The sequence below is a fragment of the Rathayibacter sp. AY1H2 genome, assembly GCF_002931985.1.
GTDB lineage: Bacteria > Actinomycetota > Actinomycetes > Actinomycetales > Microbacteriaceae > Rathayibacter.
In genome coordinates, this window is sequence record NZ_PSUV01000001.1 from 239823 (window position 1) to 254139 (window position 14317).

The following is a 14317-nucleotide window of genomic DNA, read 5'->3' on the forward strand; positions in this document are numbered from 1 at the left end:
AGTCGGGTGGGCCGCCCCGGTGGGACGGCCTCGGGCACGGTAGGAGCGCCGCGAGTCGGCGAGGGAGCGCGGCGGTGAATGCCGGGCGAACGCCGGGGGCCGAATCGGGGACGGCGATGTCGGGGGCGTTCGCTAGCGTGGGCGGACCATGACCGAGCAGCTCTCCCCCGCGCTGGCGCGCCGCATCGCCCTGGCGGCGCAGGGGTTCGGCCCCCGTCCGTCCCGGGTCGACGCGCGCCGGGTGCGCGCCGCCGTGGACCGGATCCGCCCGCTCCAGCTCGACTCGGTGAACGTCTTCGAGCGGAGCCACTACCTGCCGCTGCTCGCGCGGCTCGGCCCCTACGAGCGCTCCCTCCTCGACGCCGCGGCCTTCTCCCCCGACGGCCCCTACGTCGAGTACTGGGCACACGAGGCCGCCCTCGTCCGCCGCGAGGATCTCCCGCTCTACCGCTGGCGGATGGAGCACTACCGCCGGGTCCGCCTGCCCGAGCACGAGGGCTGGGCCCACGAGAACCGCGCCACCCTCGACTGGCTCCGCGCCGCGCTCGCCGACGGTCCCCTCCGCGCCTCCGAGATCGAGCACGAGGCCAACGTCCGCACGGGCCCCTGGTGGGGCTGGTCCGACATCAAGCGCGGCCTCGAGGTCCTGTTCCGCTGGGGCGAGGTGGTGACGGCGGGGCGCACGCGCTTCGAGCGCTCCTACGGTCTCGCCGAGCGGCTCCTCCCGAGCGCGGTGCTCGATGCCGACGTGCCCCTCCCCGACGCCGTCCGCGAGCTCGTGCGCCGGGCGGCCCGGGCCCACGGGATCGGCACCCTCGGCGACCTGGCCGACTACCACCGGCTGCTCCAGTCCCCCACGCGCGTCGCGATCGACGAGCTGGTCGAGGCGGGCGAGCTCGAGCGCGTCGAGGTGCGCGGCTGGGAGCGGGGCGGGCGATCCGTGCCGCTCTGGCGGCACGTCGACGCCCGACGCCCCCGCACGCTCCGGGCGGACGCGCTCCTCTCGCCGTTCGACCCCGTGGTCTGGCACCGGCCGAGGGCCGAGCTGTTCTTCGGCTTCCACTACCGGATCGAGATCTACACCCCGGCCGAGCAGCGGGTCCACGGCTACTACGTCCTCCCCGTGCTCCTCGACGACGTGATCGCTGCCCGGGTCGACCTCAAGAGCGAGCGCAAGCGCCGGGTCCTCCTCGTGCAGGCCGCCTGGCTCGAGCCGGGGGCCCCGGCCGACACGCCGGAGCGGCTCGCCGCACTGCTGGTCGAGGCGGCGGCCTGGCAGGGCCTCGACGCCGTCGAGGTCGTCGGTCGCGGCGACCTCGCGGCCGCCCTCGCCGCAGCACTGAGGAGGATCGCGTGAGCGCGCCCGGCGGCGTCCTGGCGCTGGCGCTCTCGGAGCGCTGCGTCGCCCGTCTGCTCGAGCGCGGGAGCGTCGTCGGGGTCGGCACGGGCGAGCTCGCCCACGCGGCCGGCGTCTCCCTCCGGACCTTCCACCGGTACCTCGGCGGGAAGGAGGACTGCGTGCGCCCGGTGCTCGCCGCCGCGATCGCCGCGATGGGACGCGCCCTCCTCGAGCGCCCGGCCGCCGAGCCGCTGAACGCGGCGCTCGGCCACGCCTTCGCCGCGGCGGCCTCCGGTCCCCAGCTCGACCGCACCCTCCGGCTGATCCCCCTGCTCACCGAGACCTCGGCGATGCGCGCCGTCTGGGCGCAGTCGCTGCACGACGGCGAGGAGGCGCTGACGCCGTTCCTCGCGGAGCGGATGGGGCTCGGCCGCACGTCCCCGCACCGGGCGGCCGTCCTGGCCACCGTCGTCCTCGCCCTGGTCCGGCGGGCGCTGGTCGACGCGGCGGCGAGCGGCATCGACCCGGCGCCGGTCTTCGCCGAGTACCTGACGACCGTCGACGGCGGTCCGCTGGCGGCTCCGACCGGATGACGTCCCGTCCGGCGCGGTGGCGCGTGCCCCGCTGCCAGGGGCGGGATCCGGGCGGGCGGCGATCGTCGACGGGGCGTCGGCCGGATCGGCCTGCTAGAAGCGCGAGCCCATCTCGGAGAGGCGGGCGACGCGGTCCGCGATCGGCGGGTGGGTCGCGAAGAGGCGCGCGACCACTCCCGGCTTCGACGGGTCGGCGATCCAGAGGTGCGCCATCGAGCTGTTCTGCCGCTGCATCGGCCGGCCCGCGGACTCGAGCTTCAGCAGGGCGCGGGCGAGGGCGTCGGGGTGGCGGGTCGTCAGCGCACCGGTGGCGTCGGCGAGGTACTCGCGCTGGCGGGAGATCGAGAGCTGCACGACCGAGGCGACGATCGGCGCGAGGACCATCGACACCAGCCCGACGACCAGGAGCGCCGGGTTGCCCCCGCCGTTGCCGTTGCCGCCCCGCCCGAAGAAGGCCAGGCGGAGGAAGGCGTCCGAGAGGAAGCCCACCGCGACGACGAGACCGAAGACGATCATCGAGACGCGGATGTCGTAGTTGCGGACGTGGCCCAGCTCGTGGGCCATCACGCCCTCCAGCTCGGCGTCGTCCATGATCGCGAGCAGGCCCGTCGTCGCAGCCACGACGGCGTGCTCGGGATCACGGCCGGTCGCGAACGCGTTCGGCGCCGGGTCGTCGATCAGGTACACCTTCGGCATCGGCGTGCCCGTCGCGATCGAGAGGTTCTCGACGATGCGGTACAGCCTCGGCTCGTCCGCCTTCTCCACCGCCACGCCGCCGCTGAGCGCGACCGCCTGGCGAGCGGCGAAGAAGTACTGGAAGAACGCGTACCCGGCGGCGATCACGAGCACCACCACGACGATCGTCGTGCTGCGGTAGACCGCTGCAGCCAGGGCGCCCAGGCCGCCGATGATCGCCAGGAACAGGACGAGGATCAGGACCGTGTTGCGCTTGTTGCGGGCGATCGCGCTGTACACGGCGGCTGCCTAGAACTGGACGCGCGGGGGCTCCGAGATCGCGGCGAGATCGCCGACCTCGAAGAACTCGCGCTCCGAGAAGCCGAGCCGGCGCGAGAAGAGCGTGTTCGGGAAGACCTTCACCTTGGTGTTCATCTCGCGCACACCGCCGTTGTAGAAGCGCCGGGCCGACTGGATCTTGTCCTCGGTGTCGACCAGCTCGCCCTGCAGCTGGAGGAAGTTCTGGCTCGCCTGCAGCTGGGGGTACGCCTCCGCGACCGCGAAGATCGACTTCAGCGCGTTCTGCATGTGGTCCTCGGCGACCGACGCCTCCGCCGGGCCCTGGGCCTGGAGCGTCTCGGCGCGAGCCTGCGTCACCGACTCGAAGACCTGGCGCTCGTGCGAGGCGTAGCCCTTCACGGAGTCGATCACGTTGGGGATCAGATCCGCGCGGCGCTTCAGCTGAACGGTGATGTCGCTCCACGCCTCGTCCACGCGGACGTTGAGGGTGACCAGCGAGTTGTACGTCGCCCAGAGGTAGACCCCGAGGATGACGACGAGCGCGACGACGACGATGAGCGGGACGAGCCATTCCATGCCGTCCAGTGTAGGGACGGTGCACTCCCCGGCACCTGTCGATGAGGCGCATTCGCAGGGGCGGGTCGGCCCTACTTGAGGGTCTTCTGCAGCAGGACGGTGCTGAGCCAGCGCTCGAACTTGAAGCCGACGCGGCCCATCCGGCCGACCTCGACGAATCCGAACTGCGCGTGCATCGCCAGCGACGCCTCCGCGCCCTTGTCGGCGATCACGGCCATGATCTGACGGATCCCCACGGCCTTCGCGCGCTCGAGGAGCTCGGCCATCAGCGCCCGGCCGAGGCCCTTGCCGGTGGAGGCCGCCCGCAGGTAGATCGAGTTCTCCACGGTGAAGCGGTACGCCCGCTTGGAGGACCACGGCGACACCATCGCGTAGCCGAGGATCTGGCCCGACGGCGAGACGGCCACGATGAAGGGCAGCCCGAGCTTCTGGTTGCGGGAGAACTTCGTGCGCCACTCCTTCAGCGTCGAGTCGTCCTCGTCGAAGGTCACCACCGTGTTGCGCACGTAGTGGTTGTAGATCTCGCGGATGTCCGGGAGGTCGGCGTCGCGGGCGTCGCGGATCTCGAACGAGAAGCCGGGCTCGGGAGGCGGCGCCTTCCGCAGGTGCGGCGGCAGGACGCGCCGGCTCTCGTACTCTTCCTCAAGCATCCGGCTCCCCTTCGGCTCCGCCCATCGATCCGGGCCAGCGTAGCCGCCCCGCGGGCGAGCGCCCGGTCACGCAAGAGCGCTCCAGTCGACCGGCTCCGCGCCGCGCTCCTCCAGGAGGGCGTTGGCGCGGCTGAACGGCCGGGAGCCGAAGAAGCCGCGCGAGGCCGACAGCGGGCTGGGGTGCGCGCTCTCGATCACTCCGGCCTCCCCCAGCATCGGGCGGAGCGACGCGGCGTCGCGGCCCCAGAGGATCGCGACGAGAGGCGCGTCCCGGGCGGCCAGCGTGCGGATCGCGTGCTCGGTGACCACCTCCCAGCCCTTCCCGCGGTGCGAGGCGGGAGCGCCGGGGGCGACGGTGAGGACCCGGTTGAGCAGCATCACGCCGCTCGAGGTCCAGCCGCTGAGGTCGCCGTGCTCGGGCGGCTCGACGCCGAGATCGTCCCGGAGCTCGCGGTGGATGTTCTGCAGGCTCCTCGGCAGCGGGCGCACGTGGCGCTCGACCGCGAAGGACAGCCCGATCGGGTGCCCGGGCGTCGGGTACGGGTCCTGTCCGACGATGAGGACGCGCACGTCCGCGAGCGGGGCGGCGAAGGCGCGGAGCACGTCGCGGCCCGCGGGGAGGTAAGGCCGACCGGCCGCGACCTCGCCGCGGAGGAAGTCGCCCATCGCGGCGATGTCCCCGGCGACGGGGGTGAGCGCCTCCGCCCAGCCCCTGTCGATCAGTCCCGAGGCCGCGAGCTCCGCGAGGTCCACCCGGTCAGCCCGCCGCGAGCGTCGCGACGACGACTCCGGCGTCGCTGCCGCTCACGCGCCACACCGAGCCGGCGCCGCCGACGCGGAGCGCGCCGGTCCCGACGATCAGCACGGTGGACTCGTCGAGCGCGACGCCGCCGTCGACCAGGCCCGCCTCGACGGCCGCGACCAGGCGGCCGAGGGTCCCCCACTGCGCCGCATGCACGTCGACCGTCACGTCGATGAGGCCGATGCCCTCGAGCACCGTGACCTCGTCGAGCTCCTCCGCCGCACCCTCAGGGACGACGGCGACGCCGCCGATCCGGTGGCCGCCGACGAGGGCGCGATCGGCCGCGACGGCGGCTCCCGCCGAGTAGCCGGCGTACGGCACCCCGGAGGAGACGAGATCGCGCAGCCGCGGGAAGCAGGCCTCGAGCGCGTCGCGGTAGGCCGGGGTCAGGCCTCCGCCGACGAAGATCCCGTCGACGTCGTCGAAGACCGCGGGATCGATCCGGCCGCCCTCCGGCTTCATCACGGCGAACGCGTCGAGTGGGCCGACCGTCGCGAGCAGTGCCGCGTAGCCGGCGTAGGCCTCGGGGCCCAGCCCGTCGTGGACGACGACGATCGCGATGCGCGGGCCCTCGATCCGGCCGGCGTCGACCGCGTGGGCGCGCGCCTCCGCGAGGAACGCCCCGTACAGCTGCTGGTCGTGCTCGACGCCGCCTCCGCCGCCGATGAGGTGGACGCTCACTCGTCGTCCTCGGCGAGGGCTCCGTCCACCGGGGGCAGAGCCGACCAGGGGAAGACGATCCAGCGCGGGGTGCGGCGCCAGAAGAAATCGGGCTCGAGCACCGTGCGCGGCTTCGTGTAGAGGGTCACGGTGCGCACCTCGGCACCCATCGCGCGGATGAGCTTCACCGAGAGGGCGAGGGTGTGGCCGGAGTCGGAGACGTCGTCGACCAGGAGGATGCGCTTGCCGCGCACGGACGCCTCGTCGAGCAGCGGCGGCAGCACCACGGGCTCCGCCAGGCGCGCCTCGACGCCGGTGTAGAACTCGACGTTCAGCGCGCCGCAGCTCTTGATGCCGAGCGCGTAGGCCACGGCGCCCGCGAGGAGCAGACCGCCGCGCGCGATGGCGACGACCAGCTCCGGCCGGTAGCCCGACGCGACCACGTCGTCGGCCAGGTGCCGAGCGGCGTCGCCGAACTCGAGCCAGCCGAGCACCTCCTTCTCCGTGGCGGCGAGGAGGGCGGCGGAGTCGTCGGCGTCGGAAACCATGAGGGACAGGCTAGGCCGTCGCGGGCCTCCGCGTCACATCGGTCAGGCGCGCGGGGCCAGGGGTCCCTTCGCGACCTTGTGCGGGGCCGCCTGCGCGACCGGCTTGATGGTCACCAGGTCGAGGTTGACGTGGGCGGGGAGCTCCACCGAGGAGACGATCGCAGCGGCGACGTCCTCCGCGACGAGCGGGTCGGGGACCTCGGCGTAGACCGCGTCGGCGCGCTCCCGGTCGCCGCCGAAGCGGACCAGCGAGAACTCGTCCGTGTGCACCATCCCCGGCGCGATCTCGATCACGCGGATCGGCTCGCCGGCCAGCTCGAGCCGCAGCACGGCGACCAGCGCGTGCGCGGCGTGCTTGGCGGCGTTGTACCCGCCTCCGCCCTCGTAGGCGACGTGGCCGGCGATCGAGGTGACCGTCACGATGTCCGCGGAGGTGCCGCTCCCCCGGATCCCGGCGCGCAGCAGCGGGAGCAGCGCGCTGGTCACGAGCTTCACCGAGAGCACGTTGATCTCGAACATGCGGCGCCAGTCCTCGGGGTCGGACCTCTCGACCGAGTCGAGTCCGAGCGCGCCGCCCGCGTTGTTCACGAGGGCGTGCACGGGCCCGGAGGAGGCGAGGTGGTCGCGCAGAGCGTCGACCTGGGCGGCGTCGGTGAGGTCGGCGGCGAAGTACCCGGCGCCGGTCTCGGCGGCGAGCGCCTCCAGCCGGTCGCGCCGGCGCGCGACGGCGACGACCTCCCAGCCGTGCTCGCGGAACAGGCGGACCGTGGCCGCCCCGATCCCTGAACTCGCTCCTGTCACGACAACGCGTCGATCCACGCCCGTCCCCTTCCGTCAAGCCTCGGACACCCTCGACTCCGTCGTCGCAGCCCAACGCTAGTCTGGCCGCGTGCCGCCCGCCGACCCGGTTCCCGCGACCGCCGGAACAGCCGTCACCCCGAAGCGCCGCGTTCCCCTCTGGGACAACGCGCGCTTCGTCTGCGTGACCCTCGTCGTGATCGGGCACGGCGTCCAGAGGCTGACGGCCAACTCCGACACCTCGCTCATCGTCTACCTGACGATCTACGCCTTCCACATGCCGGCGTTCGCGATCATCTCGGGCTACTTCTCCAAGAGCGGCGCCCCGAGCGGGCGCGCGATGCGGCGGGTGCTGACCGACATCCTCCTGCCCTACCTGATCATGGAGACGATCTGGACCCTGGTGCAGTTCCTGGTCGAGGGCAAGCAGGAGTTCAACCCGACGAAGCCGAGCTGGACGCTGTGGTTCCTGCTCGCGCTGGGCATCTTCCGCCTCGTCCTCCCCTACCTGGCGCTGCTGCGCTGGCCGCTTCTGATCAGCGTGGTGCTCGCGGTCGGGGTCAGCTACTACGACAACATCGACTCGACCTTCTCGCTCGCACGCGCGATCGGGATCCTGCCGTTCTTCGTGTTCGGCTGGCGGCTGCGCGGCTTCTCCCCCGGCGGCCGCTCCGCCGTCGAGCGCTGGCTCGATCAGCCGCCGTCGCGGGTGCTCCTCGCCCGGATCCTCGCCGTCGTCCTCTTCGCGGTCACGGCGGTCGTCATGACCGTCAACATCGAGGCGTTCCGAGCGGCGGACCTGCGCTACTGGTTCTTCTACGACCGCCCCTACGACGCCCTCGGCGAGACCCAGTGGTGGGCCGGGCTGGTGCGGCTGGCCCTGATGGCCGGAGCGGTCGTGCTCTCGCTCGCGCTCTTCGCGCTGGTTCCGCGCCGCCGCACCCCGCTCACCGCCTGGGGGCAGTCGACGATGTACGTCTACCTCCTCCACAGCTTCGTCCTCTATCCGCTGCGGGAGTCCGGGATCCTCTCGCGGACGGAGAGCACGCTCGCCCTCGTGCTGATGATCGTGTTCTGCATCGCGGTCTCGGTCGCGCTCTCGCTGGGCTGGACCCGCACCGTCTTCCACCGGCTGGTCGAGCCCCGCGCGGCCTGGCTCTTCGCCCCGGTGGCCGACGAGAGGCCCCGGCGCCCGGACCGCGCCGACCCCACGGGCGCCAAGCGCGACCGGCAGCCCGAGCGGCGCTGACGGCCGTTACCCCGTGTGTCGGCGGTTCTGGCCGCCCGGCGGGCCCCCGCGTACGCTCGTCGCGACGGAGAACGGCCCCGTCCCCGACCCCGACGATCCGATGGGAAGCACCATGACCGACTCCGAGAAGTGGCAGTTCGAGACCAAGCAGATCCACTCGGGCGCCGCGCCGGACCCGGTGACCAAGGCCCGCGCGACGCCGATCTACCAGACCACGTCCTACGTCTTCGACAACGCGGAGCACGCCCAGAACCTGTTCGCGCTGGCCGAGTTCGGGAACATCTACACCCGCATCCAGAACCCGACCCAGGCGGTCGTGGAGGAGCGGCTCACCGCCCTCGAGGGCGGCTCCGGCGCCCTGCTGCTCGCCTCGGGCCAGGCCGCCGAGACCGCGGCCGTGTTGAACATCGCCCAGGCCGGCGACCACATCGTCTCGTCGTCCTCGATCTACGGCGGCACCTACAACCTCTTCAAGTACACCCTCGCCAAGCTCGGCATCGAGACGACCTTCGTCGAGAACCAGGACGACCGCGAGGAGTGGCGCCGCGCCGTCCGTCCGAACACGAAGCTGTTCTTCGCCGAGACCGTCGGCAACCCCAAGATCAACATCCTCGACATCCGCACCGTGGCCGATGTCGCGCACGACGTCGGCGTGCCCCTGATCGTCGACAACACCATCGCGACGCCCTACCTGATCCGCCCCTTCGAGCACGGCGCGGACATCATCGTGCACTCGGCGACGAAGTTCCTCGGCGGCCACGGCACGGTCATCGGCGGAGCGATCGTCGACGGCGGCCGTTTCTCGTGGACCGCGAACGCCGAGCGCTTCCCCGGCCTCACCACGCCGGACGAGTCGTACCACGGCGCCGTCTACACAGCCGCGGTCGGCGACTCCCTCGCCTACATCATCAAGGCCCGCGTGCAGCTGCTGCGCGACCTCGGCGCCTCGATCGCCCCGGCGAGCGCCTGGCAGCTCATCCAGGGCATCGAGACCCTCTCGCTCCGGATCGAGCGCCACGTGCAGAACGCGCAGGAGATCGCGGAGTACCTCGAGAACCACTCCGACATCGCCTCGGTGAACTACTCGGGCCTGCCCACCTCGCCCTGGTACGCCGCGGCCAACCGCTACGCGCCGAAGGGCGTGGGCGCGGTGCTCTCGTTCGAGCTCAAGGGCGGAGTGGACGCCGGCCGGGCCTTCGTCGACTCGCTGGAGCTGTTCTCGCACCTGGCCAACATCGGCGACGTCCGCTCGCTCGTCATCCACCCCGCGTCGACCACGCACTCGCAGCTCTCGCCCGAGCAGCAGCTGACCGCCGGCGTCACTCCGGGCCTGGTGCGCCTGTCGGTGGGACTCGAGAACGTCGACGACCTCCGCGCCGACCTCGACCAGGCCCTCCGCGCCGCGCGCGCCGTCGTCGAGGCCTCCCGCGCGAACGCCTGAGGCCCCTCGGCGCCCTGACGGGGTCCCCGTCCGCGGGGATCGCGTCGGGGCGCTCCGCGCGCGGGCGGAGGAGCGCGGGAGCAGGGCGTAACAAACGGCTCCGCCCCGCGGCGCTCTGACACGATGGACAGCGCTATGGACTGGCAGCAGACACTCGAGGACACGGTCCCGTCGGCGTTCGTCACCGAGCGCCAGCTCCTCTCGGTCATCGGCAAGCCGCCCGCCACCGGAGCCTGGCGCGACGGCGACCACCCGGGCGGACGCCGCTTCGTCGACCTCGGCCCGTTCGACTTCGAGGCGGGCGGCCGCCTCCCCCACGCCCGCATCGCCTACGAGAGCTGGGGCGCTCTGAACGAGCGCCGCGACAACGCCGTCCTCGTCCTGCACGCGCTGACCGGCGACTCCCACCTGCTCGGCCGCGGCGATCCCGGCCACGCGACGGACGGCTGGTGGTCGGGACTCGTCGGCCCCGGCCTCGTGATCGACACCGACCGCTTCTTCGTGGTCGCCCCGAACATGCTCGGCGGCTGCCAGGGCTCCACCGGGCCCGCGTCCCTCGCCCCCGACGGCCACGAGTGGGGCGCACGGTTCCCGTACACGAGCATCCGCGACCAGGTGCGGGCGCAGGTGCAGTTCAGCGACCTGCTCGGCGTCGAGCGCTGGCACACCGTCATCGGCGGCTCGATGGGCGGGATGCAGGCGCTGGAGTGGGGGATCGACCACGCGGAGCGGGTCGCGCGCCTCGCGGTCCTCGCAGCTCCCCCGCGGGCCACGGCCGACCAGATCGCCCTCAACTTCGTGCAGCTCGAGGCGATCCGCAACGACGCGGCCTTCGCGGGCGGCTCCTACTACGACGCCGGCGACGGCCAGGGCCCGTACCACGGCCTCGCGCTCGCCCGCCGGATGGCACTGCTCAACTACCGCAGCCCCTCCGAGCTCAACGACCGCTTCGAGCGCAGCTGGCAGTCGGGGCTCAGCCCGCTCGGCGGCGGCGGCCGCTTCGCCGTGGAGTCGTACCTCGACTTCCACGGCAACAAGTTCACGCGCCGCTTCGACGCGAACAGCTACATCACGCTCGTCGAGGCGATGAACTCGCACGACGTCGGCCGCGGCCGGGGCGGCGAGGCGGCCGCCCTCTCCCGGATCACCAGCCCGACCCTCGTCCTCGGCATCGACAGCGACCGGCTCTTCCCGGTCGAGGGCCAGCGGATCATCGCGGCGCACGCTCCCGGCGCTCTCGACGGCGGAGAGGTCGCGGTGATCACCTCGACGTTCGGCCACGACGGGTTCCTCATCGAGGACGACGCGGTCGGCGCGCACCTCGCCCGGCTGCTGGCGCATCCCGCGACGGCCTGACCCGCCCGACCCCGGCGCGGTTCGACGCCCCGAACCGCGCCGACCGGCCCGGCCAGTGGCTATCGTGAGACGGGGGCCAGCCCCGCGCCACGACCGGAGGGGGCCAGAGCGTGCCGATGATCCGCAGCGCCCGCGAGCGCGATCGGCTGCTGCGCCACTCCGCCTGCGGGATCGGCCTGCTCACGGAGGCGGGGGCGCTCGGCATGGCCCTCATCCCCGGGACGCTCCAGCCCGCCGCCGTGCCGTTCGCCGTCGCGCTGCTCCTGGGCATGATGGCCGCCCACGTCGAGCTCGCCCGGACGGGGCGCCGCAGCCGAGTGATCGCCGTCGCCGTCGGCGGCCTGCTGCTGGGCTGGGGCCTCGCGCTTGGGCTCGCTCCGGGCGCCGACTTCGCCGGGTTCGTCCTGGTCAACACCGCGAACGCCGTGACCGCGAGCATCGCCGTGGTCGTGACGACGTCCGCGCGCCGACTGCTCCTGCTGCTGCCGGTGCTCCTCCCGAGCCTGATCCCGTCGGTGCTCGTCTCGAGCGGCACCATGATCCCCACCGTGGTCGTCCAGAGCCTGCTGCCCTGGGGCACGCTCTGCGGATTCGCCCTCTGGATCGGCACAGCGGTCCCTCGGGTGGTGCGGCGGATCGACAGCATCGGCAACGCGCACCGTGTGGAGCGCCTCGCCAGCGAGACGGAGGCGCAGCGTCGGCAGGGTGCGCGGCTCCTGCACGACACGGTGCTGGCCACCCTCACGCTCCTCGCGCACTCGGGCCGCGGAGTGTCGGTCGACGCGCTCCGGCAGCAGGCGGCGCAGGACGCGCAGCTCCTGCGCCAGCTCCGGCTCGGCGGGACCCCCACCCCGAGCGCGTCCGGCTCCTACCAGCTGACCAGCGTCACCTCCGCCCCCGCGGCCAACACCCTCGAGACCGTCCGCAACCGCTTCGGCCGGATGGGGCTCGACGTGATCTGGCACGGCTCCGGCCAGGTGGCGCTCACCGGCGCGGCCCTCGACTCCTTCGTGCTCGCCCTGGCGGAGTGCCTCGAGAACGTGCGCCGCCACTCCGGCGTCGCCTCGGCCGACGTGACGATCACCGAGGACGAGACGACCGTCCGCGCGATGGTCACGGACGCGGGCGCGGGCTTCGACATCGCGACCGTCCCCGACACGAAGCTCGGCTTCAAGGAGTCGGTGATCGCCCGGCTCGGCGACGTCGGCGGCCGCACCAGACTGTTCAGCGCCCCCGGATCGGGGACGACCGTGGTGCTGGAGGTCCCCAAGTGAGCCCCGCGCCGGAGTCGCGGGCCCCGCTGCTGGGACGCGTGCCCGCGACGCACGGCCGCTCCTCCCGGTCCGCCCGCTCGGTCCGCCGCCAGCAGGAGGGGCTCGGCACCAACTACCTCGGCAGCGGCCTCAACGGCATCGCCGCCGCGATCCTCGCCTACGAGCTGCTGATCTTCCTCTCGACCTCCGCCCGCTACAGCGACCTCGCGCCCGCGGCGATCGCCTGGGTCCTCGTCGTCCTGGCCTTCGGGTCCACCGTCCTCGCGATCCACCTCGGCGGACGCCGCCTGCCGCTCCCGGTCTACCTCTGCTTCCTCGTCGCCGTCGGAGCCGCCGTCGTGCTCGACCTGGTGGCCGTGACCGACTCCGGCGCGGCCCGCACCGTCCCCACCGCCGCGGTCGCGGGCGCCGTCGCGCACGCCGCGCTGATCGTCCACCGGCGCGGGATCGAGATCCTCGCGGTGAGCGCCCTCGTCGCGATCGCCGAGGTGATCGCGTTCCTCTCGATGGAGTCGGGCGGCGCGGGCGCGCTCTCGGTGCGCATCAGCGCCCTCGTGGTGACGATCGCGCCGGCCGTCGTCGTGGTCGTGATGATGCGCGGGTTCCGCCGGATGGTCCAGCTCGAGATCGACCGCGCCCTCGTGCAGAGCACCACGCTCGGCCCGCGCTACGCGGTCGGGATGCTCGCCTCGGAGGAGCTCGCACGGCTCGACCTCGCCGCCGAGCGCCTCCTCGCCGAGGTGGGCGACGGCTCGGTCCGCCTGCCCCTCGACGCCCAGCGCGCCGCGCACGCGACCTCGCTCGCCACCCAGCTCCGCCTCCACCTCATCGAGGGGCGGCGCGAGACCTGGCTGCACCACGCCGTGCTCGAGTCCGAGCTGCTCGCGCCGCTCGTCGAGCTCGACGACCCGGACGGCACCGCCGGGCTCCTCGGGCACCAGCAGCGCGACGGGCTCCTCTCGGCGATCTGGCTGATCGCCGACAGCGCGACCGGGCTCGCCGTGGTCCTCCACGTCGAGTCGGGCAGCCCCCGCGATCCCGGAGCCGGGACGGCCGCCCGAGGACTGCTCGTGCCGATCACGCTCCGCTCCTCAGGCGCGCCCTTGCGCGGCGTCGATCCTGCGACGTGGGAGGCTATCGCTCAGGTCGGCGTCTTCCGCGACACCTCGCGCGACGGGGAGCTCCGGATCGAGATCGACTGCCTGGTCGAGAATCCCGCCGACCGGTGAGCAGCCGCCGAGAGACCGCCGACGACCGCCGACCGAAGGACACCGATGACACCCACCGCTGACGCGAAGATCACTCTCGCGGTCGTGGACGACCACAAGATGCTCCTCGGGGCGCTCACGGAGTGGATCCGCGGAGCCGCCTCCGACATCCAGCTGGTGGCCGCGGTCGCCTCCTGGCCCGAGCTGCTCACGCACCCCGAGTTCCCCGTCGACGTCGTGCTCCTCGACCTCGACCTCAAGGACAACATCCCGATCTCGGTGAAGCTCTCGACCCTCAAGACCACCGGGGTGAAGACCGTGCTGATGAGCACCTACTCCGAGCCCGCCGTGGTCCGCGAGGCACTCGCCTCCGGAGCCCTCGGCTACCTCGTGAAGACCGAGGACGCGGACATGATCGTCGAGGCGATCCGCGCGGCCAAGGACGGCCACTCCTACATCTCGCACGAGCTCGACATGGCGCTCTCCACCGGCGACTCCGACGGAGCGCCGAAGCTCAGCGCGCAGGAGCGCCGCGTGATGGCCCTCTACGGCGGCGGCGAGCCGGTGAAGTCGGTCGCGTTCGAGCTGGGCATCTCGGAGGAGACGGCGAAGTCGTACCTCAAGCGGATCCGCGAGAAGTACCGCGTCGTCGGCATCGACGTCGGCACGAAGGTGGCGCTCCGCAAGCGCGCCATCCACGACGGGATCCTCATCGAGACGGACTGAGTCCTCTTCCGCGGCGGTCCCCGCCCGCCGCGGCGCGGTCGGCTTCACGACGTGGTGCGTTCCGCAGAGCGGGATGCGTCGCCCGGCATCGATCCGCTGACACGCGGATCACTGTCGGCGGG

Annotated in this window: 15 protein-coding genes; 8 read left to right on the top strand and 7 right to left on the bottom strand. The window is 72.9% G+C overall.

From position 1 onward, the window contains the following. The first annotated feature begins 148 nt into the window (after positions 1-148). Together C5C29_RS01090 and C5C29_RS01095 are read left to right on the top strand one after the other, a co-directional pair. Entirely contained in the window at positions 149-1357 is a 1209-nt protein-coding gene (locus C5C29_RS01090; protein WP_104224434.1) for a winged helix-turn-helix domain-containing protein, read from the top strand. Next, a complete protein-coding gene (locus tag C5C29_RS01095) occupies positions 1354-1932 on the top strand; it encodes a TetR/AcrR family transcriptional regulator (protein ID WP_104224435.1) in 579 nt (192 codons plus the stop codon). The genes C5C29_RS01090 and C5C29_RS01095 overlap by 4 nt, the downstream gene beginning before the upstream one ends. A 93-nt stretch (positions 1933-2025) precedes the next feature. Here C5C29_RS01095 and C5C29_RS01100 read toward each other — a convergent pair whose 3' ends face one another. From C5C29_RS01100 to C5C29_RS01130, 7 genes are all read right to left on the bottom strand, one after another. Continuing rightward, complete coding sequence (locus tag C5C29_RS01100; protein ID WP_104224436.1) at positions 2026-2907, bottom strand: M48 family metalloprotease; 882 nt, start codon at positions 2905-2907, stop codon at positions 2026-2028. Between the two features lie 9 nt (positions 2908-2916). Further along, complete coding sequence (locus C5C29_RS01105) at positions 2917-3483, bottom strand: LemA family protein (protein WP_104224437.1); 567 nt, start codon at positions 3481-3483, stop codon at positions 2917-2919. 71 nt (positions 3484-3554) lie between these two features. After that, positions 3555-4133 carry a GNAT family N-acetyltransferase gene (locus C5C29_RS01110; RefSeq protein WP_104224438.1) on the bottom strand — a complete coding sequence of 193 codons (579 nt, stop codon included), beginning with the start codon at positions 4131-4133 and terminating at the stop codon, positions 3555-3557. Between the two features lie 66 nt (positions 4134-4199). Continuing rightward, positions 4200-4886: a uracil-DNA glycosylase gene (locus tag C5C29_RS01115; RefSeq protein WP_104224439.1), complete on the bottom strand. Its 687-nt coding sequence runs from the start codon at positions 4884-4886 to the stop codon at positions 4200-4202. A 4-nt stretch (positions 4887-4890) separates the two neighbouring features. After that, positions 4891-5616 carry a peptidase S51 gene (locus C5C29_RS01120; protein ID WP_104224440.1) on the bottom strand — a complete coding sequence of 242 codons (726 nt, stop codon included), beginning with the start codon at positions 5614-5616 and terminating at the stop codon, positions 4891-4893. Beyond that, positions 5613-6143: a phosphoribosyltransferase gene (locus C5C29_RS01125; RefSeq protein ID WP_104224441.1), complete on the bottom strand. Its 531-nt coding sequence runs from the start codon at positions 6141-6143 to the stop codon at positions 5613-5615. The genes C5C29_RS01120 and C5C29_RS01125 overlap by 4 nt, the downstream gene beginning before the upstream one ends. Positions 6144-6185: 42 nt before the next feature. After that, a complete protein-coding gene (locus tag C5C29_RS01130; RefSeq protein ID WP_244230607.1) occupies positions 6186-6962 on the bottom strand; it encodes an SDR family NAD(P)-dependent oxidoreductase in 777 nt (258 codons plus the stop codon). Between the two features lie 70 nt (positions 6963-7032). Here C5C29_RS01130 and C5C29_RS01135 point away from each other — a divergent pair, with 70 nt between their 5' ends. The 6 genes from C5C29_RS01135 to C5C29_RS01160 all read left to right on the top strand — a co-directional run bounded on the left by C5C29_RS01135 (position 7033) and on the right by C5C29_RS01160 (position 14195). Next, on the top strand, positions 7033-8190 hold the full coding sequence (locus C5C29_RS01135) for an acyltransferase family protein (protein ID WP_104224443.1): 1158 nt from the start codon (positions 7033-7035) through the stop codon (positions 8188-8190). A 112-nt stretch (positions 8191-8302) separates the two neighbouring features. Further along, positions 8303-9631: a bifunctional o-acetylhomoserine/o-acetylserine sulfhydrylase gene (locus C5C29_RS01140; protein WP_104224459.1), complete on the top strand. Its 1329-nt coding sequence runs from the start codon at positions 8303-8305 to the stop codon at positions 9629-9631. A 135-nt stretch (positions 9632-9766) separates the two neighbouring features. Next, the gene (locus C5C29_RS01145) at positions 9767-10987 is read left to right on the top strand and encodes a homoserine O-acetyltransferase (RefSeq protein WP_104224444.1); all 1221 of its coding nucleotides are present in this window, start codon (positions 9767-9769) and stop codon (positions 10985-10987) included. Between the two features lie 116 nt (positions 10988-11103). Next, positions 11104-12261: a sensor histidine kinase gene (locus C5C29_RS01150; RefSeq protein ID WP_104224445.1), complete on the top strand. Its 1158-nt coding sequence runs from the start codon at positions 11104-11106 to the stop codon at positions 12259-12261. Positions 12262-12299: 38 nt separating this feature from the next. Further along, on the top strand, positions 12300-13490 hold the full coding sequence (locus tag C5C29_RS01155) for a hypothetical protein (RefSeq protein WP_104348244.1): 1191 nt from the start codon (positions 12300-12302) through the stop codon (positions 13488-13490). A gap of 45 nt (positions 13491-13535) precedes the next feature. Next, positions 13536-14195 carry a response regulator gene (locus tag C5C29_RS01160; RefSeq protein WP_104224447.1) on the top strand — a complete coding sequence of 220 codons (660 nt, stop codon included), beginning with the start codon at positions 13536-13538 and terminating at the stop codon, positions 14193-14195. The last annotated feature ends 122 nt before the right edge of the window (positions 14196-14317 follow it).